21 protein-coding genes are annotated in these 25,688 nt (G+C 73.0%); 16 read left to right on the forward strand and 5 right to left on the reverse strand.

The features are described from left to right. Nucleotides 1-26: 26 nt before the first annotated feature. From LQ940_RS17115 to LQ940_RS17130, 4 genes are all read left to right on the forward strand, one after another. On the forward strand, nt 27-3,413 hold the full coding sequence (locus LQ940_RS17115) for a pyruvate carboxylase (RefSeq protein ID WP_231244717.1): 3,387 nt from the start codon (nt 27-29) through the stop codon (nt 3,411-3,413). 72 nt (nt 3,414-3,485) lie between these two features. Next, a complete protein-coding gene (locus LQ940_RS17120) occupies nt 3,486-3,926 on the forward strand; it encodes a hypothetical protein (RefSeq protein ID WP_231244716.1) in 441 nt (146 codons plus the stop codon). Between the two features lie 40 nt (nt 3,927-3,966). Then, the gene (locus LQ940_RS17125; protein ID WP_231244715.1) at nt 3,967-4,914 is read left to right on the forward strand and encodes a hypothetical protein; all 948 of its coding nucleotides are present in this window, start codon (nt 3,967-3,969) and stop codon (nt 4,912-4,914) included. 49 nt (nt 4,915-4,963) lie between these two features. Then, on the forward strand, nt 4,964-6,514 hold the full coding sequence (locus LQ940_RS17130) for a hypothetical protein (RefSeq protein WP_231244714.1): 1,551 nt from the start codon (nt 4,964-4,966) through the stop codon (nt 6,512-6,514). Between the two features lie 15 nt (nt 6,515-6,529). Here the strand turns inward: LQ940_RS17130 and LQ940_RS17135 are convergent, their stop codons facing one another. Continuing rightward, nucleotides 6,530-7,708 carry a SpoIID/LytB domain-containing protein gene (locus tag LQ940_RS17135; RefSeq protein WP_231244713.1) on the reverse strand — a complete coding sequence of 393 codons (1,179 nt, stop codon included), beginning with the start codon at nt 7,706-7,708 and terminating at the stop codon, nt 6,530-6,532. A 121-nt stretch (nt 7,709-7,829) separates the two neighbouring features. Continuing rightward, nucleotides 7,830-9,014: a SpoIID/LytB domain-containing protein gene (locus LQ940_RS17140; protein WP_231244712.1), complete on the reverse strand. Its 1,185-nt coding sequence runs from the start codon at nt 9,012-9,014 to the stop codon at nt 7,830-7,832. Between the two features lie 54 nt (nt 9,015-9,068). Between LQ940_RS17140 and LQ940_RS17145 the strand changes: the two genes are divergently transcribed. Then, nucleotides 9,069-9,740 carry a hypothetical protein gene (locus tag LQ940_RS17145; protein WP_231244711.1) on the forward strand — a complete coding sequence of 224 codons (672 nt, stop codon included), beginning with the start codon at nt 9,069-9,071 and terminating at the stop codon, nt 9,738-9,740. Here LQ940_RS17145 and LQ940_RS17150 read toward each other — a convergent pair. From LQ940_RS17150 to lpdA, 3 genes are read right to left on the reverse strand one after another with little or no spacing between them, the layout of a single operon-like run. Continuing rightward, entirely contained in the window at nt 9,737-11,290 is a 1,554-nt protein-coding gene (locus tag LQ940_RS17150) for a glycosyltransferase family 61 protein (RefSeq protein ID WP_231244710.1), read from the reverse strand. The two genes, LQ940_RS17145 and LQ940_RS17150, sit on opposite strands and share 4 nt — an antisense overlap. Before the next feature lie 16 nt (nt 11,291-11,306). Continuing rightward, entirely contained in the window at nt 11,307-12,689 is a 1,383-nt protein-coding gene (locus tag LQ940_RS17155) for an NAD(P)H-quinone dehydrogenase (protein ID WP_231244709.1), read from the reverse strand. Between the two features lies 1 nt (nt 12,690). Then, nucleotides 12,691-14,082, reverse strand: a complete 1,392-nt coding sequence (lpdA, locus tag LQ940_RS17160) for a dihydrolipoyl dehydrogenase (protein ID WP_231244708.1) — start codon at nt 14,080-14,082, stop codon at nt 12,691-12,693. Nucleotides 14,083-14,119: 37 nt separating this feature from the next. Here lpdA and LQ940_RS17165 point away from each other — a divergent pair, with 37 nt between their 5' ends. From LQ940_RS17165 to LQ940_RS17215, 11 genes are all read left to right on the forward strand, one after another. Then, the gene (locus LQ940_RS17165) at nt 14,120-14,572 is read left to right on the forward strand and encodes a gamma-glutamylcyclotransferase (protein ID WP_231244707.1); all 453 of its coding nucleotides are present in this window, start codon (nt 14,120-14,122) and stop codon (nt 14,570-14,572) included. Nucleotides 14,573-14,686: 114 nt separating this feature from the next. Then, nucleotides 14,687-15,505 carry a purine-nucleoside phosphorylase gene (locus LQ940_RS17170; protein WP_231244706.1) on the forward strand — a complete coding sequence of 273 codons (819 nt, stop codon included), beginning with the start codon at nt 14,687-14,689 and terminating at the stop codon, nt 15,503-15,505. 118 nt (nt 15,506-15,623) lie between these two features. Continuing rightward, nucleotides 15,624-16,718 (forward strand): heme/hemin ABC transporter substrate-binding protein, encoded by a 1,095-nt coding sequence (locus LQ940_RS17175; protein WP_231244705.1) that lies wholly within the window; start codon nt 15,624-15,626, stop codon nt 16,716-16,718. A gap of 7 nt (nt 16,719-16,725) precedes the next feature. Beyond that, nucleotides 16,726-17,832 (forward strand): FecCD family ABC transporter permease, encoded by a 1,107-nt coding sequence (locus tag LQ940_RS17180; RefSeq protein WP_231244704.1) that lies wholly within the window; start codon nt 16,726-16,728, stop codon nt 17,830-17,832. Continuing rightward, complete coding sequence (locus LQ940_RS17185) at nt 17,829-18,632, forward strand: heme ABC transporter ATP-binding protein (protein ID WP_231244703.1); 804 nt, start codon at nt 17,829-17,831, stop codon at nt 18,630-18,632. Before LQ940_RS17180 ends, LQ940_RS17185 begins: the two co-directional genes overlap by 4 nt. Further along, on the forward strand, nt 18,629-19,765 hold the full coding sequence (locus LQ940_RS17190) for a hypothetical protein (RefSeq protein WP_231244702.1): 1,137 nt from the start codon (nt 18,629-18,631) through the stop codon (nt 19,763-19,765). The genes LQ940_RS17185 and LQ940_RS17190 overlap by 4 nt, the downstream gene beginning before the upstream one ends. Further along, entirely contained in the window at nt 19,762-21,138 is a 1,377-nt protein-coding gene (locus LQ940_RS17195; RefSeq protein ID WP_231244701.1) for a hypothetical protein, read from the forward strand. The genes LQ940_RS17190 and LQ940_RS17195 overlap by 4 nt, the downstream gene beginning before the upstream one ends. Then, a complete protein-coding gene (locus LQ940_RS17200; RefSeq protein WP_231244700.1) occupies nt 21,135-23,363 on the forward strand; it encodes an Ig-like domain repeat protein in 2,229 nt (742 codons plus the stop codon). Before LQ940_RS17195 ends, LQ940_RS17200 begins: the two co-directional genes overlap by 4 nt. Nucleotides 23,364-23,472: 109 nt before the next feature. Beyond that, nucleotides 23,473-24,039 (forward strand): TetR/AcrR family transcriptional regulator, encoded by a 567-nt coding sequence (locus LQ940_RS17205; protein WP_231244699.1) that lies wholly within the window; start codon nt 23,473-23,475, stop codon nt 24,037-24,039. A gap of 126 nt (nt 24,040-24,165) precedes the next feature. Beyond that, entirely contained in the window at nt 24,166-24,831 is a 666-nt protein-coding gene (locus tag LQ940_RS17210; protein ID WP_231244698.1) for a biliverdin-producing heme oxygenase, read from the forward strand. A gap of 42 nt (nt 24,832-24,873) precedes the next feature. After that, nucleotides 24,874-25,683, forward strand: coding sequence for an NAD-dependent epimerase/dehydratase family protein (locus LQ940_RS17215; protein ID WP_231244697.1), 810 nt, complete (start codon nt 24,874-24,876; stop codon nt 25,681-25,683). Nucleotides 25,684-25,688 lie beyond the last annotated feature (5 nt).

The following is a 25,688-nucleotide window of genomic DNA, read 5'->3' on the forward strand; positions in this document are numbered from 1 at the left end:
GGAGCGGGCCTCATAGGGTGATCCCCATGTTCTCCAAGGTGCTGGTCGCCAACCGTGGCGAGATCGCCATCCGGGCCTTCCGGGCCGCCTACGAGCTCGGCGCCCGGACGGTCGCCGTCTTCCCCTACGAGGACCGCTGGTCCGAGCACCGGCTCAAGGCCGACGAGGCCTATGAGATCGGTGAGCGGGGGCACCCGGTGCGGGCCTACCTCGACCCCGAGACGATCGTCGCGACCGCCGTGAAGGCCGGCGCCGACGCGGTCTACCCCGGCTACGGCTTCCTGAGCGAGAACCCCGCGCTGGCCGAGGCCTGCGCCAACGCCGGCATCACGTTCATCGGCCCGACCTCCGACGTGCTGACGCTGACCGGCAACAAGGCCCGCGCCATCGCCGCGGCCAAGGCCGCCGGCGTGCCGACGCTGGCCAGCGTGGAGCCGTCGACCGACGTGGATGCGCTGGTCGAGTCGGCCAAGGCGCTGCCCTACCCGCTGTTCGTGAAGGCCGTCGCCGGTGGCGGCGGGCGCGGCATGCGGCGCGTCGACGACCCCGCGCACCTGCGCGAGGCGGTCGAGACCTGCATGCGCGAGGGCGAGGGCGCCTTCGGCGACCCGACCGTCTTCATCGAGCAGGCCGTGGTCGAGCCCCGCCACATCGAGGTGCAGATCCTCGCCGACGGCGAGGGGAACGTGATCCACCTCTTCGAGCGCGACTGCTCGGTGCAGCGACGCCACCAGAAGGTCGTCGAGATCGCCCCCGCGCCCAACCTGGACCCCGAGCTGCGCCAGCGGATGTGCGACGACGCGGTGCGCTTCGCCCGCGAGATCGGCTACCGCAACGCCGGCACCGTGGAGTTCCTGCTCGACCCGCACGGCAACTACGTCTTCATCGAGATGAACCCGCGCATCCAGGTCGAGCACACGGTCACCGAGGAGGTCACCGACGTCGACCTGGTGCAGTCGCAGCTGCGGATCGCCGCGGGCGAGACCCTGGCCGACCTCGGCCTGTCGCAGGACTCCATCCAGCTGCGCGGCGCCGCCCTGCAGTGCCGGATCACCACGGAGGACCCGGCCAACAACTTCCGTCCCGACACCGGGGTCATCACCACCTACCGCTCCCCCGGCGGCGGCGGCGTCCGCCTCGACGGCGGTACGACGTACACCGGCGCGGAGGTCTCCGCGCACTTCGACTCGATGCTGGCCAAGCTCACCTGCCGCGGCCGGACCTTCGACATCGCCGTGCAGAAGGCGCGCCGCGCGGTGGCGGAGTTCCGCATCCGCGGCGTCTCCACCAACATCGCGTTCCTGCAGGCGGTGCTGGCCGACCCCGACTTCTCCAGCGGCCACATCACCACCTCGTTCATCGAGACCCACCCGCAGCTGCTCCAGGCCCGCGCGAGCGGCGACCGCGGCACCAAGCTGCTCACCTACCTCGCCGACGTCACCGTCAACCAGCCGCACGGGCCGGCGCCGGTGACCCTGGACCCGGCCAGCAAGCTGCCCGAGGTCAACCTCGAGGTCCCGGCTCCCGACGGCACCCGCCAGCTGCTGCTCGAGGTCGGCCCGGACGAGTTCGCGCGCCGGCTGCGCGAGCAGAACACGGTCGCGGTGACCGACACGACCTTCCGGGACGCGCACCAGTCGCTGCTCGCCACCCGCGTGCGCACCCGCGACCTGACCGCGGTCGCCGGGCACGTGGCACGCACGACGCCGCAGCTGTGGTCGGTGGAGGCCTGGGGCGGCGCGACGTACGACGTGGCGCTGCGCTTCCTGCAGGAGGACCCGTGGGAGCGGCTCGACAAGCTGCGGCAGTCGATCCCCAACATCTGCCTGCAGATGCTGCTGCGCGGGCGCAACACGGTCGGCTACACGCCGTACCCCACCGCGGTCACCGACGCGTTCGTGCACGAGGCGGCCGCCACGGGCATCGACGTCTTCCGGATCTTCGACGCGCTCAACGACGTCGAGCAGATGCGCCCCGCGATCGAGGCGGTGCGCGCCACGGGCACCACCGTCGCCGAGGTCGCGCTCTGCTACACCGGCGACCTCTCCGACCCGGCCGAGAAGCTGTACACCCTGGACTACTACCTCAAGCTGGCCGAGCGGATCGTCGACGCCGGCGCCCACGTGCTCGCGATCAAGGACATGGCCGGCCTGCTCCGCGCGCCGGCCGCGCGCACGCTGGTCACCGCGCTGCGCCGCGAGTTCGACCTGCCGGTGCACCTGCACACCCACGACACCCCGGGCGGCCAGCTGGGCACGCTGCTGGCCGCCATCGACTCCGGGGTCGACGCGGTCGACGCCGCCAGCGCCTCGATGGCCGGTACGACGTCGCAGCCACCGCTCTCGGCGCTGGTCTCGGCCACCGACCACTCCGCGCGCGAGACCGGGCTGTCGCTGTCGGCGGTCAATGCGCTGGAGCCCTACTGGGAGGCGATGCGCCGCGTCTACGCGCCGTTCGAGTCGGGACTGCCCGCGCCGACCGGGCGCGTCTACCGCCACGAGATCCCCGGCGGCCAGCTCTCCAACCTGCGTCAGCAGGCCATCGCGCTCGGCCTGGGCGAGAAGTTCGAGCAGGTCGAGGACATGTACGCCGCGGCCAACGACATCCTGGGCAACGTCGTGAAGGTGACGCCGTCGTCCAAGGTCGTCGGGGACCTGGCGCTCGCGCTCGTGGGCCTCGGCGCCGACCCGCAGGAGTTCGCCGACGACCCCGCGAGGTTCGACATCCCGGACTCGGTCATCGGCTTCCTCAACGGCGAGCTCGGCGACCCGCCGGGCGGCTGGCCCGAGCCGTTCCGCACCAAGGCCCTCGAAGGCCGCTCCTACACGCCTCCGGCCGAGGAGCTGGGCGAGCAGCAGGCCGCCGGCCTGGCCGGCGCCCAGCCGACCCGGCGGCAGACGCTCAACGAGCTGCTCTTCCCCGGCCCCACGAAGACCTTCGCCGAGGGTCGTCAGACCTACGGCGACGTGTCGGTCCTGCCCACGCTGGACTACCTCTACGGGCTGCGGCGCGGCGAGGAGCACGAGGTGGAGCTCGAGGAGGGCGTCACCCTGCTGCTCGGGCTGCAGGCGATCGGCGAGCCGGACGAGCGCGGCTACCGCAGCGTGATGGCCACGATCAACGGCCAGATGCGCCCGATCAGCATCCGCGACAAGTCGGTCGCCTCCGAGGTGGCCGCGGCCGAGAAGGCCGACCCGGCCAAGCCCGGTCACGTCGCGGCGCCGTTCCAGGGCGCGGTCACGATCGCGGTCTCCGAGGGCGACGCCGTCAAGGCCGGCGACACGGTCGCGACGATCGAGGCCATGAAGATGGAGGCCTCGATCACCGCCCCCGTGGACGGCACGGTCCAGCGGGTCGCCCTGTCCGGCACCCAGTCCGTCGACGGCGGCGACCTGGTGCTGGTCCTCGGCTGAGCGTGTTCGGGCTTGTTCGGGAAGGGCTCGTACGGCGCAGGCGCGCCCTCGCGCGTCCCTACGATCCTGGCCATGAAACGCATTCTCATCGGGCTCCTGCTCGCCCTCGTCACCACGGCTCTGCTGCCGGCCGCCTCCTCCGCCGCGCCGGTCACCCCGGCCCCCGGCTACTACTGGTGGAACACCGTGCACTCTGGCGGAGGGCTCAAGGAGGCCGCCAACTTCGAGGTCAGGGGCGACAAGGCGCACTTCTCCCTGCTGCGCCGGGTGTGTCGCGGCGACCGGATCCTCTACTACGAGTTCAGCGGCAAGGACAAGGCCAAGGGCCGGGTCCCGATCCGCAACGGCGTGGCCAGCAAGACCCAGTCCTTCCGCCTCGACGGGGTGAAGTACACGCTGGCGGTGCGGGTCACCTTCACCAAGGCGCGCAAGGCCGCCGGCTGGCTGCGCCTCACGGGCGGCAACTGCACCGGCACCAAGCAGAAGTTCAGCTTCAGGCACTCCGGCGCCTGACGCCCCGGAGGCGGCCCGGGGCCGGACGTGAGGACCGCCGGTGACGGCGGAGGCACCCCGGCCCGGCCCCGGCTCCGTCGGCCCCGCCGGCGCCTGGGACGGGCTGGCCGCCGAGCTGCGGTCGCTGCGCCAGCGCGCCGGCGACCCGTCGTACGCCGAGATCGCGCGGCTGGTCGCCCAGCGGCGGCGGGCCGACGGCATGAGCGAGGAGGCGTCCCGGGTCGCCCGCACCACCGTCTACGACGTCTTCCGACCGGGTCGCACCCGGGTCAACCTGGCCCTGGTGCGGGAGGTCGCCGCCGCACTGGGGGGCGACGACCAGGACGTGGACGCCTGGGTGGCGCGCTGCCGTGACGTCCCGCCGGCGCTGCCTCCCTCCCCCGAGCCTCCGCCCCCGCCTGCGCGAGCGCCGCGACGGCAGCAGGTGGTGCTCCTGATGCTCGCCTGCGTCGTCGTCAACCTCGCCGGCCGGGCCCTCGTGGACCTGCTGGACCTCCCGGTCTACCTCGACATGACCGGGACCGCGATCGCGGCGGTCGTGCTGGGCCCGTGGCGCGGCGCCACCGTCGGCGTGGCCACCAACCTCGTGGGCGTGGCCAGCAGCGGCCTGGTCTCGGTGCCCTTCGCCCTGGTCAACGTGGCGGGCGCGCTGGTCTGGGGCTACGGCGTGCGTCGGTGGGGCATGGGCGGCTCGCTGCCGCGCTTCTTCTCCCTCAACCTGCTGGTGGCGCTGGCCTGCACCCTGGTCGCCGTGCCGATCCTGGTCCTGGTCTACGGCGGCTCCAACGGTCACGGCCAGGACACGCTCACCGCCACCTTCGTCCAGCTCACCGACGCCCTGGCGGTGTCGGTCGGGCTGTCCAACGTCCTCACCTCGGCCGGCGACAAGATGATCACCGGCTTCGTCGCACTCGTGGTGATCTCCGCCCTCCCGTCGGCCTTGACCCGCGGGCTCCGCGTCGTGGACAGCCGCTCGCCCAGGGGGTGAGCGGTGTCTTATCCTGCACGCCCCGTCGATGTCTGGAGGACGAGTGCGCGTGCCACTGACGACCCTGACCACCCTGGTGCTGATGGGAGGGCTGCTGGCCGCCTCGCCCGCCGGGGCCGACCCGTCCCGGGTCCGTGTGGGATCGGACGACGCCGCCGAGCGTCGTGCGCCCGGCGCCGGTCGGGCGGCGACCTCGGCCCGCAGCGACTACGCCGATGGGGCCGTACGACGCGTGGCCCAGCTGACCGACGTACGCGCGGCCGGCGCCGACCCGGCCACCAACATCGCGCGCGCCACGGTGGTGCAGGATCTCCGGGCGAGCCGCATCACCGCGACCGTGACGCTCGGCGCGACGCCCGGCGCCAACTCCGTCGTCTACGTGCACCTGGGCGAGTGGAGCGGTGACACCTGCCAGTCGCGGGCGGCGGTCGCCGGTGCCACGACCACCGCCGACACCGCAGGCCTGATCGGCTCGGCGAGCCTGGCGGTCAGCAGCAGCCGCGCCGGCGCCGTGCTCACCCTCACCTCCGCCGCAGCGTCGGCCGTGCGCACCGCGGAGTGGGACTGCGCCTTCGCCTTCAGCACCGACGTCGGTGGCACCGAGACCTCCGGCCTCTACGCCGACGACCTCGAGACCGTCTGGACCCCACGGCTGGCGATCGCCCGCGGCGCACCGGTGCAGGGCAGCTATCGCGGCCGGTGGACGACCGTCGAGGTGGACCTGCTCAACTCCGGCCGCGCCGACGCGCGCGGCACCACCGTGCGGCTCAGCGGAGCGGGACTCGCGTTCAAGCCCGCCACGCGCTCCTACGGGACGCTGGGGCCGCGGAGCACGGAGTACTTCGAGAAGTTCCGGGTGCGGCTCAAGGGCAGCAAGCCCCGGACCCTGCGGATGACCCTGACCGCGCAGGGCGGCCACCGGGCCGTCGCCACCGTGCGGATCGTCGAGAAGCCTCGGCCCCGCACGCTGCCCTCCCTGGTCGGCCGCTACTACTGGGGCCACAAGCCGGTCCAGGTCGACCGCGGCTGGGACAACGTGGCGGTGCGGTTCGTGAGCCCCCGCTTCGCCCACGTGGGCTTCGACAAGGTAGGAGCTCCCCGCTGCGCGAAGGCCAGCCGGACCTGTCGCCCCTACCAGTACAACGCGCGCACGGGGGTCGTGCGCGTCGCCGGTCTCGGCAAGGGCCGGGCCACCACCGAGGGCATCCGCCTCGGCAAGCAGGACTACTTCCCGCTGAGCACCCCCAAGCCGGGCGCCAAGCTCGCCCTCCGGCTGATCCACCAGAACTTCGAGGGCACCTGCGGCATCTACTGCTCGACATGGACCGAGTGGCTCACGATGGACCAGCGCGGCCGCTTCGTCCGCTCCCGCCAGACCCTCGGCTCGATCGGTGCCCCGGGTGTCGGAACGGTCTGGGCCGTCGTGCCCGCCGACGAGCGCGGCACCTACCGCGTGCTGTCCCGCGGCCGGATCCGGCTCAGTTACGCCAATGGCACGAGCCAGGTGCACACGATCGGCATCGGGCACGACGTCCGCGGCAAGCCGTCGCCGGCCGGCGAGGGGATCCTCCTCGACGACGTCAACTTCTACCTGGACTGAGCGCCACCCGCCCGCTCAGCGGGGCGACACCGCGAAGGTCAGCCACGTCGAGCGCAAGCCGAGCGCGGAGCGGAAGGCGTCGCCGGAGACGACGACCGAGCCCTTCGTGCCGGTGAGGGTCAGCGAGCGGACGCGCCCGCCCCACTCGCCGTTGCCATCGCGGCGCGTGACCGTCAGACCGGTGAGGTCGCCGATGCGCGGCCAGACCCGCTCGACGACGGTGTCGTTCAGGCGCGTGGTCCAGTCGTGGACGGGGTTGCCTGCCCAGCCGTCGTAGGGGTCCTCGACGGCGGCGAGGTAGGGCACCGACCCCGCGGAGGTCCAGCCGCCGCTGCTCGACGCGAACTGCGTGAACGCCGGGGCGCCGTCGTAGGTGAGGACCTGGCCGGCCGTGGCCCTGATGGCGGCGTCGGACGCGGGGTGCTCCGCCGCCTGACCGCCGTACGCCTGGCAGGAGGTGGTGTCGCACAGGAGGCCGCCGGAGCGGTGCGCCCGCTCGTAGGTCGCATAGGTGCGCGCCGCGACGGCCTGCGCGCGGACCGCCTCGGGGCTCCACGAGGCGGGGATCTCGAGAGGGACCACGCCCCGGAGGTACTGGTCGAGGGCGAGGTCGTTGACGGTGTCGCGGGCGAGCGACGCCCGGCTCGGAGCCACGGCCCGCAGGCGGCCCCGGTAGGGACGGTTGCCCGAGGGGGTGACCAGCGTGATGGGCCGCCCGCCGGCGGAGAACTCGCCCTCGCCCCGCAGGTCGCCCCAGCGCCGCCACCGGCCGGCCTTGTAGGAGACCCGGTTGCGCCCCTGCGGCGTCACGGTCACGCGCCAGCGGGTCGCGCCGTTCTCGGGCAGCCGCACCGCCGGGCCTCCGGCGGTGTCGCGCAGCATCAGCCCGGGGCGGCTGAGCACCACGAGGTCGTCGCTGGTGTCCGCGCTGATGGCTACCCGGATGCGGCCGCCGGCGCTCCCCCACGCCGTGCCCGGGTAGTAGAAGCCGGCGATCTGGCGGTAGGTCAGCCCCTGCCGGGCCGCACCCTCGGCGCCGTACTGCGACATCCCGTGGCCGTGGCCGTAGCCGTGGCCCGACACTGTCAGCCACGCCCGGGTCGGCACCCGCCACGAGTCCGCGGCGGCCGCGTCGGCGGGGGTCGCGAACGCGAGCAGCGCGAGCGCCAGCAGGCCGGCGAGACGGGTGCGCATGGGGTGCTCCGGGGGGTGACAACTGGGACGGGAGAGCACTCGTGTGACCCCGTGTGACCCCATATGGCACCACGCGCCCCAGGGGTGCGCCAGGGCTTCGCGCGAACTACAGATCCGTAGTTCAGGAGACGCGGACGGTGAACCAGGTGGAGTACAGGCCGAGCAGGTAGCGGAAGTCGTCGCCCGACACGGTGACGGTGCCGCCCGAGCCGCGCAGGACGACCGTGCCGACCCGCCCGCCCCACTCGCCGTTGCCGTCGCGGTCGGTGGCGTCGATCGACGCCAGGTCGCCGACCGCGGGCCAGGTCTGCTCGATCTTCGCGTCCGTCGTCGACACGGTCCAGTCGTGGTAGTCGTTGCCCCGGAAGTCGTCGTACTGGTCCGGCTTGGCGGGCAGGTAGGAGAACGCGCCGCGCGCGGTCCAGCCGCCGCTGCTGGCGGAGAACTGCGAGAAGATCGGCCCCCCTCCGTGGGTCAGCACCTGGCCCCGCGTCGCGTCGATGGCCTTCGACGTGGCCTGCTGCTCGTCGGTGGCGCCGCCGTAGACCTGGCACCGGTCGGTGTCGCAGAGCTGGTAGTGCCGTCGCGTGGAGTGCTTGCGCTCGTAGGCGGCGTAGGTGCGCGCCGCGACCGCCTGGGCGCGCAGCGCCTGCGGGTGCCAGTACGACGGCACCTCGCGCGGCACGACTCCCTTGAGGTAGGCGTCGAGCGACACGACGTTGACCGTGTCGCGGTCGAGACCCTGGCCGGGTGCGGCCGAGCGCAGGGCTCCCCGGTAGGAGCGGCTGCCGCCGCCCATGAAGAGCCGGATGGGCCGCCCACCGGCGACGAACTCGGCGTCCCCCTTCAGCGTCTTGAGGCGGCGCCAGGACGACCGCATCTTGAAGTCCACAGCGCTGCGGCGACCGCCGGCCACCGGGACGATCCGCCAGCGCGTCGCGCGCGGGCGGACCGCGTCCAGGCGCGTGGGGCGCCCGCCGACGGAGCGGACCACCAGGCCGCGGCGGGCGGCCACCACGACGTCGCGGGAGGTGTCGGCGCTGATCAGCACGCGCACGGGCCCGCCGGCCTTCCCCGGCCGCGTGCCGGGGTAGTAGTAGCGCAGGATCTTGCGGTACCCCACGCCCTTGGTGGCCGCGTTCTGCGCGCCGTACTGCGAGAGGCCGTGGCCGTGCCCGTAGCCGTGACCGACGATCCGGACCGTCGCGCCGTCGGGCACGTCCTGCACGGCGGCCGACGCGCTGCCGGCCGGCAGCAGGGTCGTCAGGAGAGCCAGGGCGGCGAGGAGCGAGGTCCGAGAGAGCACCGGTCCACGGTACACAATCGCGGCATCCGCCTCCCGGCCGTGCGAACATGCCACATGGGACTCCTCCAGTGGTGGCGACGTCGTCGCGGCACTGACACCGACACCCTTGTAGAGCGCGAGCTCGCCCGGGTGCGGTGGCGGATCGTCGACGAGGACATCACGCTGTTCGGCGAGCAGCTCGCCGAGCTGCACGTGGACACGCTGACCACCGAGCTCGACGACGACATGCGCGCCGACTACCAGAGGGCGCTCGACCGCTACGAGTCGGCCAAGCAGCGGTTCACCCGCGAGTCCACCGACGACGACCTCCTCGAGATCGGCGCCGTGCTGGAGGAGGGCCGCTACCACCGCGCCTGCGTCCTGTCGCGGCGCGACGGCACGCCGCTGCCCGAGCGGCTCCCGCCCTGCTTCTTCAACCCCCAGCACGGCCCCTCGGTGGCGGAGCTCCCGTGGGCGCCGCCGGGCGGTGTGAAGCGCGCCGTGCCGATGTGCCGCGAGGACCTGAACCGGATCGAGCACTCCCAGCTCCCGGTCATGCGCGTCGTGCGGGTCGCCGATCAGTACCTGCCCTGGTTCGCCGCCGGCAGCGCCTACGAGGCGCTCGCCGGCACCATCGACGTCAAGGCGGTCCTCAACGGCAAGCGGGCCGCGCAGGGCAAGTGGGCCCTGTACGTCGGGCAGACCCAGAACTCCGGCGTGGGGATCTACGGCTCGCCGTTCCCCTAGTCGCCGGCCAGCGCCTCGCGGAGCGCGACGCCTTCGCGGGCGAAGTCGATCGCGAAGTCGGAGTGGAAGGCCCGCAACGAGAACCCGGACGGCGGCGCCGGGACGTCGGGGGTCCCGGCGACGTGGGTCAGCGAGTGCCCCATGAGCGCCGACATCATGAACTCGTTGTGGGCGGGGTAGGACGCCGAGCCGACCAGGACGACGCGCTTGGGCTCACCCGCGAACGCGATCTGGAAGATGTTGCTCCCGGCCAGGCCGGCGATGACGTCCGCCTCCCGCACGAGCCGCACCTGCTCGGGCAGGGGCAGCGTCTCCGGCACGACGATGGTGTAGCCGAGGCGCTCGGCCTCCGCCTCCACCTGGTCGAGGTTGTGGCAGCCGCGGCGTCCACGCCGGGTCAAGAAGATCCGCTCGTGGCTCTCGACGGACGGCGTCGCCGCAGCCGCGAGGGCGGCCCCGATCCGGTCGTAGGTCGAGCGGAGCTCGGGGTGCAGGTGCGCGGGCCGGGAGAACATCGGGGACGCGGCGAGCAGCCGCTCGACGACGACCGGCCCCCGGACCAGGTGCACTCTGTCCCGGTCGACGCCGCCCGCCTCGAGCAGCTGCAGTTCCCACTCGGCCACCGTGTCGTTGCCACGGTTGTCGAAGACCAGGGCGCGCGCGTCCGGGTGCTCCTCGAGCACCCGGGGCCACGCCCAGAGCAGCGAGACCTGCTCGCTGAGGGCATGCCCGAAGTGCCCGCGGAACTGGTTGTCGAGGTGGAACCACGCCCCCTCCAGTCGCTCCCGCGGGACCGGCGGGCGCTCGACGAAACGCGGGGAGAGGTCGGTGAACGACGGGTTGTGCAACCGGCCGGCGCCCAGGCGCTGGGAGCTCTCGGGCGCGACGAACCGGGCGGTCACGACCCCCTGGCGCGGCCAGCACTGCGCCTCGGGGTACGCGCGCAGGCTGAGGGGCGGCGCCTGGTAGGACGTCGGGACCGGCCAGTCCTCGGCGGTCGAGGCCGCGGGAGCGGCGACGTCCCAGTCGAACCCCTCGCGCTCGAAGAGGCTCGTCACCTCGCCGCTCAGCCGGCGCCGCAGCCGGTGCACCTGGCGGTGGGTCAGCTTGGGCAGCGCGTCCGCGGCGGTGCGCACGTGCACCACGTCCTCACAGCGCTCGACGCCCACGATGGAAGCCGCCAGCGCGTCGGCGTCGCGCTCCGCGGGGGTCCCCCCGCCGCCGGGGTGCCGCACCCGCAGCGCCTCGAGGTGGGACAGGAACGGCCCCGCGTCCTGTGGCACCCGCGCGGCCCAGACGCCTCCGGGGCGCACGTGGAAGAGCAGCTGCGAGAGCCGCTCCGCGAGCCCCGGGCCACCGCCCAGGTCGACCACCAGGTCGTAGGGACCGTCCACGGTCAGGGCGGCATGCAGGGCCGGCAGCGTCTGGGTCGCGTCGACGACGCGGACCCCGTCGCCGACGGGGATGTCCTCGGCCGGCCCGGCCAGGACCGCGACCCGGTCGGCGAGCGCACCGGCGGGCAGCTGCCGGCGTACCTGGTCCAGGGTCATGGCGCGCCGGCGCCGGTCAGACTCGGTGCAGACGCCGGGCGGCCTCCGCCACGGAGCCGCTCATCGAGGGGTAGACGGTGAACGCCTGGGCGAGCTGGTCGGCCGTCAGCGACTCGGCCACCGCGACCGACACGGGGTGGATCAGCTCGCTGGCGCGCGGACCGACCACGACCCCGCCGACGATGATGCCCGTGCCCGGACGGCAGAACAGTTTGACGAAGCCGTCGTGGACGCCCTGCATCTTCGCGCGAGCGTTGCCCGACAGCGGCAGCATGACGACCTCGGCGGCGATCTCGCCCGCGTCGACGGCCTTCTGGCTCCAGCCGACGGTGGCGATCTCGGGCGCTGTGAACACGTTCGAGGAGACCTGCTTGAGGTCCAGGGGGCTGACCTTGTCGCCGAGGAAGTGCCACATCGCGATGCGCCCCTGCATCGCCGCGACCGAGGCGAGCATGAGCACCCCGGTGCAGTCGCCGGCGGCGTAGACGCCGCGGGCCGACGTACGCGAGACCCGGTCGACGTTGACGAAGCCGCCGTCGGTGAGGATGACGCCGGCCTCCTCGAGACCGAGGTCGGCGGTGTTGGGCACCGAGCCCAGCGCGAGGATGCAGTGCGAGCCCTGGATGCGACGCCCGTCGGTGAGGGCGACCGTGACGACGTCGCCGTCGCGCGTGACCGACTCCATGCGGGACTGCGAGAGCACCTTCATGCCGCGGCGCTTGGAGACCTCCTCCAGGACCAGGGACGCGTCGGCGTCCTCGCCGGGAAGCACGCGGTCGCGCGAGGACACCAGCGTGACCGGGATCCCCAGCGCCAGGTAGGCGCTGGCGAACTCCGCGCCGGTAACCCCGGAGCCGACCACGATCAGCTCGGTCGGCACCTCGGTCAGGTCGTAGACCTGCTCCCACGTGAGGATCCGCTCGCCGTCGGGCTGCGCCGTGGGCAGGGTGCGCGGCGCGGCCCCGGTGGCGACCAGGACGGCGTCGGCCTCCAGCGTGCGGTCGCCGTCGACGACGACCCGACCGGGACCGTCGAGGCGCCCGCGACCCTGCACGACGGTGACGTCCTCCTTGGCGAGGCGGCGCGTGATGTCGGCGGACTGGTCGGCGGCGAGCTGCATGACGCGCTGGTTGACCCGGGCGAGGTCCACGGTGATCGCGGTCGCCGCGTCGCCCTCGTGGTCGCGGAAGTTGACGCCGAGCTCGGCCGCCCCGGCCACGTCGGTCATCAGCTCCGCGGTCGCGATCAGGGTCTTGCTGGGCACGCAGTCGGTGAGCACCGCCGAGCCGCCGATGCCGTCGGTGTCGACCACGGTCACCTCGGCACCGAGCTGAGCCGCGACCAGCGCCGCCTCGTAGCCGCCAGGCCCGCCTCCGATGATGACGACCTTGTCGGTCATGTCAGAAGTTGATCATGTGGCCGGCGATGCCGTGGATGGCTTCCTTGACGGCCTCGCCGAGCGTCGGGTGGGCGAAGATGTTGCGGGCCACCTCGTCGGCGGTCAGGTCCCAGGTCTGGGCCAGGGTCAGCACGGGCAGCAGCTCGGTGACGTCGGGGCCGATCAGGTGGCCGCCGATGATCTCGTTGTGCTCGGCGTCGGCCACGATCTTGACGAAGCCGGCGGTGTCGCCGAGCCCCTGGGCCTTGCCGTTGGCCGAGAACGGGAACGTCGCGGTCTTGACGTCGTACCCCTTCTCCTTGGCCTGCTCCTCGGAGTAGCCGAACGAGCCGATCTGGGGCTGGCAGTACGTCGCCCGCGGGATCATGTCGAAGTTGATCTCCTGCGTCTCCGCCCCGGCGATCGTCTCGGCGGCGACGATGCCCATCGCCTCCGCGGCGTGGGCCAGCATCATCTTGCCGGTGACGTCGCCGATGGCGTAGACGCCGTCGACGTTGGTGCGCCCACGGGCGTCGACCGCGATGGCGCCGCGCTCGGTCAGCTCGACGCCGGCCGCCTCGAGGCCGTAGCCCTCGACGCGCGGCTGGAAGCCGATGGCCTGGAGGACCTTGTCGGCCTCGAGCACCTCGCTGTTGCCGTCCTTGGAGACGGTGACCTTGACCTTGTCGCCGGAGTCGTCGATGCCCTCGACCTTGGTGCCGAGCAGCACCTTCACGCCGAGCTTCTTGTAGTGCTTGGCCAGCTCCTTGGACACGTCGGCGTCCTCGGTCGGCACCATGCGGTCCAGGAACTCCACGATCGTGACGTCGACGCCGAAGTTCTTCATCACGTAGGCGAACTCGACGCCGATCGCACCGGAGCCGGCGATGATGACCGAGCCGGGCAGCTCGGAGTCGAGGATCTGCTCCTCGTAGGTCACGACGCGCTCGCTCAGCGACGTGCCCGGGATCAGCCGGGTCTTGGCGCCGGTGGCGATGATCAGGTCGTCGCACGTGTAGGACGTGACGTTGCCGTCCTTGTCCTTCACGTCCACGGCCTTGGGGCCGGTCAGGGTGCCCCAGCCGTCGATCTCGGTGATCTTGTTCTTCTTCATCAGGAAGTGGACGCCCTTGACGATCCCGGCGCTCACCTGACGGGAGCGCTTGTGGGTCGGCCCGTAGGACATCGTGGCGTCGCCCTCGATGCCGAACTTGTCCTTCTCGTGCGTGAGCACGTGGGCGAGCTCGGCGTTCTTGAGCAGCGCCTTGGAGGGGATGCAGCCCACGTTGAGGCACACCCCGCCCCAGTACTTCTCCTCGATGACCGCCACGGACTTGCCGAGCTGGGCCGCACGGATGGCGGCGACGTAGCCACCGGGGCCCGCGCCGAGGACGAGAACGTCGAAGTGAGTCACACGCTCAGCCTAGTGCCGCGACCGATAACCTTCAGCCGTGACCCTGTACGCCGCCTACGGGACCAACCTGGACCCCGCCCGCATGGGCGAGCGCTGTCCTCACTCGCCGCTGCACACCACCGGCTGGCTGCAGGGGTGGCGCCTCACGTTCGGCGGCGAGGAGCACGGCTGGGACGGCTCGCTCTCCACGATCGTGCAGGACCCCTTCGAGCAGGTCTTCGTCGCGGTCTACGACATCACCGAGGCCGACGAGGCCGACCTGGACGGGTGGGAGGCGGCCGACTCCGGTCTCTACCGCAAGACCAAGGTGCGGGTGTCCACCCTGAGCGGGGAGATCGTGGTGTGGACCTACGTCCTGGATGCCTACGAGGGCGGACTGCCCTCCGCGTCATACCTCGGCATGCTCGCCGACGCCGCTGAGGCCGCCTCCGCCCCCGACGACTACGTCGAGGCCCTCCGTCGCCGCCCCTGCCGCACCAACGGCAGCTGACCCACCGCTGACCCGTCAGAAACTTTCTGACGGGTCAGCGGCAAGACGCGTGAGTTTGTGACGGGTCAGCCGAAGCCGGGAGCGGGGCGGGGCCCGCCTAGAGTGCTGCCCGTGATGTCGACGACGCCTGACCTGCCGGACCACTCGCCGTACGACCTGGCCGACGAGGCCGCCGCCCGCTTGGCCGAGCTGACCGGGGTCGCGTCGCACGACGTGGCGCTGGTGCTGGGCTCGGGCTGGCTGCCGGCGGTCGACGCGCTGGGCGAGGCGACGGCCGAGATCGACGCCACCGACCTGCCCGGCTTCTCGGCCGCCGCGGTGGCCGGGCACTCGGGGAGGATCCGCTCCATCCGGGCCGGCGAGCGCAACCTGCTGGTCTTCCTCAGCCGCACCCACTACTACGAGGGCAAGGGCGTCGCGGCGGTCGTGCACGGCGTGCGCACGGCGGCGGCCGCGGGGTGCCGGACCATCGTCCTCACCAACGGCTGCGGCGGCCTCAAGGAGACCTGGACGCCGGGCACCCCGGTCCTGATCAGCGACCACGTGAACCTCACCGGCCGCTCCCCCATCGTGGGCCCCCGCTTCGTCGACCTCACCGACCTCTACTCCGCCCGGCTGCGCGGGCTCTGCCGGGAGGTGGACCCGAGCCTCGACGAGGGCGTCTACGTGCAGTTCCCCGGCCCCCACTACGAGACCCCGGCCGAGATCGCCATGGTGCGCGCCATCGGCGGCGACCTGGTCGGCATGAGCACGACGCTCGAGGCCATCGCCGCCCGCGAGGCCGGGATGGAGGTCCTCGGGATCAGCCTGGTCACCAACCTCGCCGCGGGCATCACCGGCGAGCCGCTCAACCACGAGGAGGTCCTCGAGGCGGGTCGGGCGGCGGCGTCGCGGATGGGCGAGCTGCTGGGGCGCGTCGTCCCGACCCTCTGACCGGCTGACCCTCGGCCGGCCAGGACGGTCATCTGCGGGGATATGAGGTAAGGCAGACCTTAGTAAGGTTATGCTTCGTCCGTCGTCTCGGACCCTCTCGCAGAATTGACCTCCCGCCATGTCCCGCCCCATGATCGCGGCCCTGCTCGCCGCCTTCACCCTGAGCGCCTGCGGCCCCGTCCTCGACTCGCCCGGCGACGAGGCCGGCACCACGACCGCGGCGGCACCGGCGCCGCCGCTGAGCGACGTCACCCCGATCGACGACCCGCGCGCGTGGCAGGGCGAGGTCTCGATCAACCTGCCCGACCCGGTCATCGCGCCGGCCCAGACCGACCCCGAGCCGCGGCTGCCCGTCACCGTGACCGACGCCCAGGGCACCAAGGTCACCGTGACGGACACCAGCCGGATCCTCGCCCTCGACGTCTACGGGACCCTGGCCCACACCGTCTTCGAGCTCGGCCTGGGCGACCGCGTCGTCGGGCGGGACGTCTCGTCGTCGTTCCCGGAGATCGCCGACCGTCCGGTGGTCACCCAGAACGGCCATGAGCTCAGCGCCGAGGCGATCCTCGACCTAGACCCGACCGTGGTCCTCTCCGACACCTCCCTCGGACCGTTCGACGTGCTGCTGCAGCTGCGCGACGCCGGGATCCCGGTCGTCATCACCGACTCCAACCGCAGCCTGGACAACCTCTCCTCGCTGACCCAGGAGGTGGCCGACGCCCTCGGCGTTCCCGCCGCGGGACGCGAGCTCGGCCAGCGGCTCGAGCGCGACGCGGACCGGATCACCCGGCAGGTCGCCGAGGTGGCCCCGCAGGACGTCACCGGGCAGCTGCGCACCATCTTCCTCTACGTACGGGGCCAGGCGGGCGTCTACTACATGTTCGGCGAGGGATCGGGGGCCGACTCCCTGATCACCGCGGCCGGCGGCTACAACGTGGCCGCCGAGATCGGCTGGAGCGGCATGAAGCCGGTCAACGACGAGGGCCTGATCGCCGCCGCCCCCGACGCGATCCTAATGATGAACGAGGGCCTGGAGTCCGTCGGCGGCGTGGACGGGCTGCTGAAGCAGTTCCCGGCGCTGACGAGCACGCCGGCCGGCGAGAACCGCCGGATCATCGCCATGGACGACGACCAGGTGCTCAGCTTCGGCCCGCGCGCCGCCGACGTCATCAACGCGCTGGCCGTGGCGTTCTACGCACCGGACGACCTGTGAGCCGCGCGTGACCCTCCGCCAGGCCCGGCCCGCGTCCGACGTCGCGGCCCCCGACTCGCCCACCGCCCGCAGCGACCGTCGTACGACGCGCGGCACGCTGCTGTGCGTCGCACTGCTGCTCGCGCTGGCCGTCTCGGGAGTCGCCGCCGCCGGGTCGGGACAGCTGGCGATCCCGTTCGACGAGGTGGCGGGCTCCTTCCTGCACCGTCTCGGCCTCGACCTCGGGCCGATGCCGACCCACCCGCGCGGCGACGACACCCTGTGGACCGTCCGGTTCCCGCGGGTGGCCATGGCGATGGTCGTCGGCGCGGCCCTGGCCGTGGCCGGCACGGTGATGCAGGGCGTGTTCGGCAACCCCCTCGCCGAGCCGAGCGTGGTCGGCGTCTCCTCTGGCGCCGCGGTCGCCGCGGCGATCTCGATCGTCTTCGGCCTCACCTTCGCCGGCACCTGGACGATCGCCGTGTGCGCCTTCGCGGGTGGCCTGCTCACGACGCTCACCGTCTACGCCCTCTCGCGCGCCGACGGGCGCACCGAGGTGGTGACCCTCGTGCTCACCGGAATCGCCGTGAACGCGGTGGCCGGAGCCGGCCTCGCGCTGCTGATGTTCCTGGGCGACACCCAGGCGCGCGAGCAGATCGTCTTCTGGCAGCTCGGCAGCCTCAACGGCAGCCGCTGGTCCTACATCTGGGTGGTCGGCCCGATCGCCGCGATCGGCATCCTCGCCTCGTTCGCGGGCGCCCGCAGCCTCGACCTGCTCGCGCTCGGGGAGCGACAGGCCCGCCACCTCGGCGTCCACGTGGAGCGGCTGCGGGTCCTGATGATCGTGGTCGTCGCCCTGCTGACCGCCGCGGCCGTGAGCTTCTGCGGGATCGTCGCGTTCGTGGGGCTGGTCGTGCCCCACCTCCTGCGCATGGTGACGGGCCCCGGTCACCGCGTGCTGCTGCCGGCCTCGATGCTGGCCGGCGCGCTGGTCCTGGTCGTCGCCGACATGGGCGCCCGGACGCTCGTCGCGCACGCCGACCTGCCGCTCGGCATGCTGACCTCGCTGGTGGGCGGGCCCTTCTTCTTCTGGCTGCTGCGCCGCACGCGCCGTACGGCGGGGGGCTGGTCGTGATCGCCCTCGGGGCCCGCGGCGTCGTGGTCCGCTTCGGATCCACGACCGTCCTCGACGGCGTCGACCTCGACGTCCGCCACGGGGAGGTGCTCGCGCTGGTCGGTCCGAACGGGGCCGGGAAGTCGACGCTCCTGGGCGTGCTCGCCGGCGACCTCGCCCCGCAGGAGGGCAAGGTCGAGGTGCTGGGCCGCCCGCTCGAGGACTGGCGGCTGCGCGAGCTCGCGCGGGAGCGCGCCGTCCTCACCCAGGAGCACCGCATCTCCTTCCCGTTCCCCGTGGCCGAGGTGGTCCGCATGGGCCGCGCGCCGTGGCGCAACCGGCCCGAGGAGGACGACGACGACCGGGTCGTCGCCGACGCGATGGCCGCCACCGACGTCACCCACCTCGCCGGCCGGTCCTTCGGGATCCTGTCCGGGGGCGAGAAAGGGCGGACCTCGTTCGCCCGCATCCTGGCCCAGCGGGCGGGGATCCTGATGCTCGACGAGCCGACCGCAGCCCTCGACATCGGCCACCAGGAGACGGTGCTCGGACGGGCCCGCGTCGAGGCGGACGCCGGGGCCGCCGTCGTCGTCGTGCTCCACGACCTCACCCTCGCCGCCGCCTGGTCCGACCGGGTGGTGCTGCTCCAGGCCGGCCGGGTCGCCGGCGAGGGCGCACCCGCCGAGGTCATGCGGGCCGGTCTGCTCAGCGAGGTCTACGGACACCCCATCGAGGTCGTGCCCCACCCCACCACCGGCGAGCCCCTGGTGCTCGCCGACCGACGGCCCGTCGGCTCGCCCGGCGCCCAGGAGACCCCATGACCGTCCGCGTCCGTGCCACCGTCGTCGCCGCCCTGCTCGCCGCGGCCCTGCTCGTGCTGCCGGCCGCACCCGCCTCGGCCCAGGGCCGGGTCACCGTCACCAACGACCGCGGGACGGCGCAGGCCGACCTGCGCTACCAGACCGAGCTCACCATCGACGGCTCCGGCTTCCAGGTCGTCCGAGGCGGCTTCGGCGGGGTCTACCTCATGTTCGGGTGGGTGCGCGACCCGTCCGGCGGCACGTGGCGCCCCTCGCGGGGCGGCATGAGCGGCAAGGACTACAGCTACATCCCGGACGCCGAGAACGCCGCCGCCAACCGCGGCTACCTCAAGTTCATCGCGTTCCCCGGCAGCTCGACCTCCTCCGAGGCCGCCGCCGTGCTGTCCGGCTCCGGCTCCTTCCAGCTGAGGCTGACGGTGCCGGGACCGGTGTTCCAGGCCACCGACCGCGACGGCGACGTGGTCGACGTCGACTGCCGCAAGGTGACCTGTGGCGTGATCACCGTCGGCGCGCACGGCGTGAAGAACGCCAACAACGAGACGTTCACCCCGGTCACCTTCGCCAACCTCCCCGACGCGGCCCCGCAGTCGCCCGCCGAGCCGACCCCGACCGGCTCCACCTCCCCCTCGGCCGGGCCTGCCGACACTCCCTCCGCCGGGACCGCGGCCCCTCCAGCCGCTCCGGCCGCCCGCGGCCGACGCGTGCTCACCGTCGACCGCACCACCGCCGTCGCCGGCCACGCCCTGGCCTTCTCCGCCCAGGGCTTCCGGCCCGGCGAGCAGGTGGTGGCGGTCCTGGACGACGGCGTGGCCGGGCTCGGCCCCCTGTCCGCCGGGTCGTCCGGGGAGGTCGCCGGGGTCCTCCAGCTGCCGCTGGACCTGACGCCCGGCACCCACGAGCTGCGGCTGCGCGGCGCCGCCTCCGGCACCGAGGTGCTCGAGCGGTTCCCCGTCTCGCGGGGAGACGAGCCCGCTCCCGCGGCCGCTGAGGCCGAGGTATCCGAGGACACCGAGGGTCAGGCCGGCCCCATCTTCCTGGCCGTCGCCGCCGGCCTCTTCCTGGTCGCGCTCTTCGCGTACGCCGTCACGACGCTGCGCCGGCGCCGTACTCGCACCACGGTGGAGACCCCGTGAGGGCGCGCACCCACGGCGCCCTCGCCGCCGTCCTGGTCGTGCTGCTGGGCCTGGGTCTGGCCGGCGCCGTCCTCTCCGCGACGACCGCGAGCGCCTCGGTCGTGCGCCTCCCCGCCGTCTCCGCCGAGGAGACCGAGCCCACGGAAACCCCCACCGAGACTCCCAGCGAGACTGCCACCGAGACGGCGGAGCCCGAGTCGGGCGCCTTCACCATCTCCGACGCCCAGCTGCGCTGGGGCATCAACAACGAGACCAACAACAAGGCGTTCGCGCCGGGCACCTTCAACTTCCTCTCGGCCGGCACGGTGCCCAACCCCGGCGCGGGCGGCCAGACGATCACCAACGCCACCTGGCGCGGGACCGGGACCCGGGCCTGGTGGGCCGAGCGCGGTGCCGTGCGGATCGAGAAACGCCGTCCCGACGGCAGCTACGGGGCGGCCACCTTCGCGGGGCTGTCGACCGACGTCGACGGCAACCCGCTCACCAGCACCAACGGTCCGTTCTCGGGCCACCAGGTCGTCCTCGACGGCGGCACCGGCGAGGTCGACACCGACGCCCGCACCGCGACGATCCGGTGGCGCGGCTCGTTCTCGGTCGTCTACTACTCCGGCATGTCCTTCTTCACCGTCACCGACCCGGTGCTGACGGTCACCCGGTCCTCGGCCACGCTGCGCGCGACCTTGAGCGGCTACGCCAGCTCGGTGGACGACCAGAGCCTGTGGTCGCCGGTCCCGCCCGAGGTCGTGACCATCGCCGACCTGCCGGTCCCCGACCTGACGGCCGCGGGCGGCTTCGCCGTCCAGCCCCGCTACCTGAACGTCCGCTACCAGGCGCCCTCGTCGGGCGCGGCCCAGGTCCGCACCGGCAGCGCGTGGGGCGCCTTCCCCTCCTCGTTCCTGGCCTACATGGACAAGGTCGGCTCCGCGGCGTTCTGGTACTCCAGCGGCGGCGCCGCCGACGCGCACAAGGTCCCCTCGCCCGTGGCGATCAGCTACGTGGCCGACGACCCCATCGAGCCGCCCGTCGCGCCGACCACCGGACCCGGCCCCACCGCTCCCGAGGGGCCCCAGCCGTCGACTCCGGTCAACCCCACCCGGCCGCCCGTCCAGCCCGCCCCGCCGGCACTGCCCGCGCCGCCGGCCGCGCCCGCCCCGGCCCTCCCCTCGACACCCGCCGCACCCGCCCCGGGCGAGGTCGGCCTGGCCTCGGCACCGCTGCCCGCGGCGCCCACCGTCTACGCCCTCGCCTCCTCGGAGCCCGCTTCGCGCGAGGACGCCGCCGACCACCGCTGGACGTGGTGGCTCGGGTCCCTGCTGTTGCTCGGCACCGCCGGCCTCAGCGTGCTCACCCACCAACGAAAGGCATCGTCATGAACCCCACCACAGCCCGGCCGCGCGCTCGCGCGGCCAGGCGCGGAGTCGCGGCCACGGTCGCGGGCGCCCTCGCGTCCGCCGGCATCGTCGCCCTGGGCGTCGCGACCGCGAGTCCGGCCGCAGCCGCCCCGATCTCGGTCAGGAACGCCACGTTCGCGTGGGACATCAACAACGAGGTCCAGGCCGGCGCGTACGCGCCGGGCACCTGGAACCTGATGTCGGCCGGCAAGATCGGCAACCCGGGCGCCGGTGGTCAGATGCTGCGGGCCGCCGACAACGGCGCCACCTGGAGCAACGGCGTCGCGGCGGGGTGGGCCAACGTCGCCGGCAACGTGACGATCGAGGACAAGGGCGCCGACGGCAGCTACGCGCCGACGACCTTCGACGGCACCCGCCGCAACAGCGCCGGTGAGACGACCTCCGGTACCTCCACGACGATCCTGTCCGAGAACCGGCTGGTGGTCCGCAACGGCGTCGGCACGCTCGACCCCGAGACGGAGAGCGCCACGATCACCTGGGACGGCGACGCGACCGTCCTCTTCTACTCGGGCCTGACCTACTTCCACCTCTCCGACCCCGAGCTGGTGGTCACCAACGGCACCGGCACGCTGAGCGCGACGGTCGGCGGCTACGCCGCGTCCATGGACGACCCGGACGAGTGGACCCCCGTCCCCGACACCAAGGTCGCGCTCGCCACGCTGTCCGGCGTCGACGTGACCCCCACGGGGATCGCGGCCACGCCGCAGTACCGCGAGGTCGCCTACGAGGCCCCCGCCGACACCAGCCCACAGGTCCGGACCGGAGCCAGCTGGGGCACGTTCCCGTCGGCCTTCGTCGACCTGCAGCAGACGCTGGGCCAGGGGCCGTACTGGTACTCCACCGGCGGTAGCGCCGACATCCGCAAGGTCGCCAACCCGCTCTCGGTCGCCTACACCGACGGCGCCTCGGTGGCGGTCAGCAAGACCACGCTCCTGCCCAACGGCGCCCACCAGGTCACCGTCGAGGGCAGCGGCTTCGACCCGGCGCTCGCGACGGGCGCCCGCCCGCCGCTGGCCGGCAAGCCGGCCGGCACGTACGTCGTGTTCGGCAAGTTCCCCGAGGCGTGGCGGCCCTCGCTCGGTGCTCCGTCGAGCAACCGCAAGCCCACCTCGCCGCAGCAGTGGGCGGTCCTCGCCGAGGACATGGCCACGATCGGCGGCGCCCGGGCCGGCGCCATCGAGCTGCGTCGCGACGGCACCTTCACCGCCACGCTGACCGTCGACCGGGCCGCCGCCGACACCGCCGCCGCCGCGGTGGCCTCCGCGACCAACTACGGCATCTACACCTACGCCGGCAGCGGAGCCACCAGCGCGAAGTACGAGACCTACACGCCGATCACGTTCGCGAAGGCCACCCCGGTGGTCACGCTCACCGCGCCCAAGGTGGCGCCCGGTGCACCAGCCAGCGCCACCGTCACCGTCGCCAGCGAAGGCGGCACCGACGGCTCGGTCACCCTCACCGAGGGCGAGACCGTCCTCGGCACCGCGGACCTCACCGACGGCACCGCCACCTTCGACCTCGGTCACGCGCTCACCGAGGGCGAGCACGCGCTGACCGCGACCTTCGCGGGCAACGCCAACACCGAGGCCGGCACCGCCACCGCCACCCTGGTGGTCGAGAAGTCGACCTCCTCGCTCTCGCTCTCGATCCCGTCCCGCGCCTACGGGCAGGTCAGCACCGCCACGGTCAAGGCCACCGGCGCCGGTGCCGACGGAGCGGTCACCCTGAGGCGAGGCACCACCGTGGTGGGCACCGCGGACCTCGTGGCCGGCAAGGCGAGCTTCAGCCTCGGCAAGCTGAAGGCCGGCCGCCACTCGCTCACGGCGACGTACGAGGGCGACGCCGACGTCGCAGGATCCACCGCCACCGCGACGGCGACGGTCTCGAAGGCCGTCAGCAAGGCCGCCGTGAAGGTGGTCAAGAAGCCGACGCGCACCAAGGCCGGCAAGGTCCAGGCCCGCGTCACGACGACGACGGCCGGCGCCGCCACGGGCAAGGCGACCGTGGTCGTGCGGACCGCCAAGGGCAAGCTCGTCAAGCGGGCGCGGGTCGCGCTCAACGCTCGGGGCATCGCCCGGATCACCGTGCCGAGGCTCGCCAAGGGCTCCTACAAGGTGGTCGTGACCTACGCCGGCAACGGCAACGTGAAGGCCTCCTCGAAGAGGGTCACCTTCCGGGTCGCCTGAGCCTCTCCCGGCAGCACAGCCGCAGCACGCCAGGACGCTCCTCCCCGCTCGGGGAGGGGCGTCCTGCCGGCTCCGGGGGCGGAACCGGGTCGGTACTACAGTGCCGGACGTGCCGAAGATCAGTGCCGAGACCCTCGCCGAGCACCGCGACCTGGTGCAGCGGCGGGTCTTCGACGCGTTCGCAGCCCTGATGGTCGAGCGCAGCTTCGACGCCATCTCCATGGCGCAGATCGCGGCCGCCGCCGGCCTGGGCCGCACCGCGATCTACCACCACTTCCCCGACAAGGAGGCCGTGGTGGTCGCGTTCGCGTCGCACGAGACCGACCGCTACCTCGCCGGCCTGCGCGCCGAGCTGGACTCCGTGGCCGACCCGGTCGCGCGGATGCGGGTCTACGTGCGCCACCAGCTGACCGCCGGCGAGCAGTTCCACATGGGGCTGGGGATGCAGCTCGTCGGCGTGCTCTCCCGCCAGGCCGGCCAGGAGATCCGCGAGCACGTGGTCGCGGTGGAGGACGTGCTGCGCGACCTGCTGGTCTCCGGGGTGGAGTCGGGCGCCTTCGACATCCCCGACATCCCGGCCGCCATGTCCCTGATCCACGCCTGCCTCGCGCCCCGCGACGTCCCCGCCGAGCAGGTCGAGCGCTTCATCCTGCGCGCGCTCGTCACCGTCGACTGAAAGCCTCCCCGAAGGCCTATTTTTTAGGTTAACCTAACTTTGTGGTCGAAACTTCTTGACAAGTCGTCAGAATCTTGTCGACAATGTGTCTAGAAAAGCTCGTCCACCACCAGCGCTGGGGATCTCATGACCGTCACCGACCTGCCCGCCACCCCGACAGTGAGCCTCTCGGCCGCGATGCGCGAGGGCTCCATGGCCGAGCACCAGGAGGCGGAGGACTCGCGCTTCATGACCGAGCTTCTCGGCGGCCGGGTCAACGAGACCGGCTACGCCGAGTACCTGCTCCGGCTGCGCGGGGTCTATGAGGTCATGGAGACGACGCTGGGCGCCCGGCTCGACGACCCGATGGTGGCCGCGGTCCACGACTCCGCGCTCGAGCGGCTGGACGCCATCGACGCCGACCTCGCGCACTGGGCGCCCGGTGGCACGCGCACCGTCGACTCCCCGGCGGCGACCGCCTACCGCGAGCGGGTCAGCGCTGCGGGCGAGTGGGGCGGCCTGCTGGTGGCCCACCACTACACGCGCTACCTCGGCGACCTCTCCGGCGGTCAGGCGATCGGCCGCATCATCGACCGGACCTTCGAGCTGGACGGCGCCGGCACGGCGTTCTACACCTTCCCCGAGATCCCCAAGCCCAAGACCTACAAGGACGCCTACCGCGCCCGGCTCGACGGGCTCGGCCTGTCGCCTGAGGAGGTAGGACGCGTGGTGGACGAGGTGAAGGTAGCCTTCCGGCTCAACCAGGCCCTCTTCACCGAGTTGGGACAGAACATCGATGGGTACCGCCGCTGACCTGAGGTCGCTCCCCGCCCCCGGCACGCCGCAGGGGCGCCCGTGAGGGTCCTGGTCACCGGCGCCGCCGGCTCGATCGGTCAGGTCCTCACCGTCGGGCTGGCCGACCGCGGTCACGAGGTCGTCGGCCTGGACCGGGTCCCGCGGCCCGACGCCGCCGACGTCCCCTGGCACGTCGCCGACTGCGCCGACCCCGACGCCGTGCACGCGGTGTTCGAGGAGCAGCCGATCGACGCGGTGGTCCACGCCGCCGGGCTTCCCGACGAGGCCTCGCTGCCCGACTCGCTGACCTCCCATGTGATCACCACGGCCGCCCTGCTCGACGCCGCCGTGACCCACGACGTACGCCGCTTCGTCTACGCCGGCTCCAACCACGCGGTCGGCCGGACTCCCCGCGCCGAGGCACCGATGCTCGCGACCGACGCCCGCCCCCGACCCGACACGTTCTACGGCGTGGCGAAGGTGGCCGCGGAGGCGCTGCTGTCGCTCTACGTGGACCGGCACGGGATCGACGCGATCTCGTGCCGGATCGGGTCCTTCCACCTGCGTCCCGAGTCGGTGCGCCAGCTCGCCACCTGGCTCTCGCCCGACGACTGCGTGCGGATGGTGGACGCGTGTCTCACCGCGCCCGCCCCGGGCTTCGCCGTCCTCTACGGGGTCTCGGGCAACACCCGTGGCTGGTGGGACCTGGAGCCGGGTCGCGCCTTGGGCTACGAGCCCCTGGACGACGCCGAGGAGTTCGCCGGCACCATCGCCGAGAGCGCCGCGGACCAGGCCGAGAGCGCCCACGTCGGCGGCCCGTTCGCCGGCGAGGAGTTCTACCGGCCGGCGCTCGACCTTCTGGGCCCCTGACCGGG

The sequence above is a fragment of the Nocardioides sp. cx-173 genome, assembly GCF_021117365.1.
In the GTDB taxonomy this organism is placed as follows: domain Bacteria; phylum Actinomycetota; class Actinomycetes; order Propionibacteriales; family Nocardioidaceae; genus Nocardioides.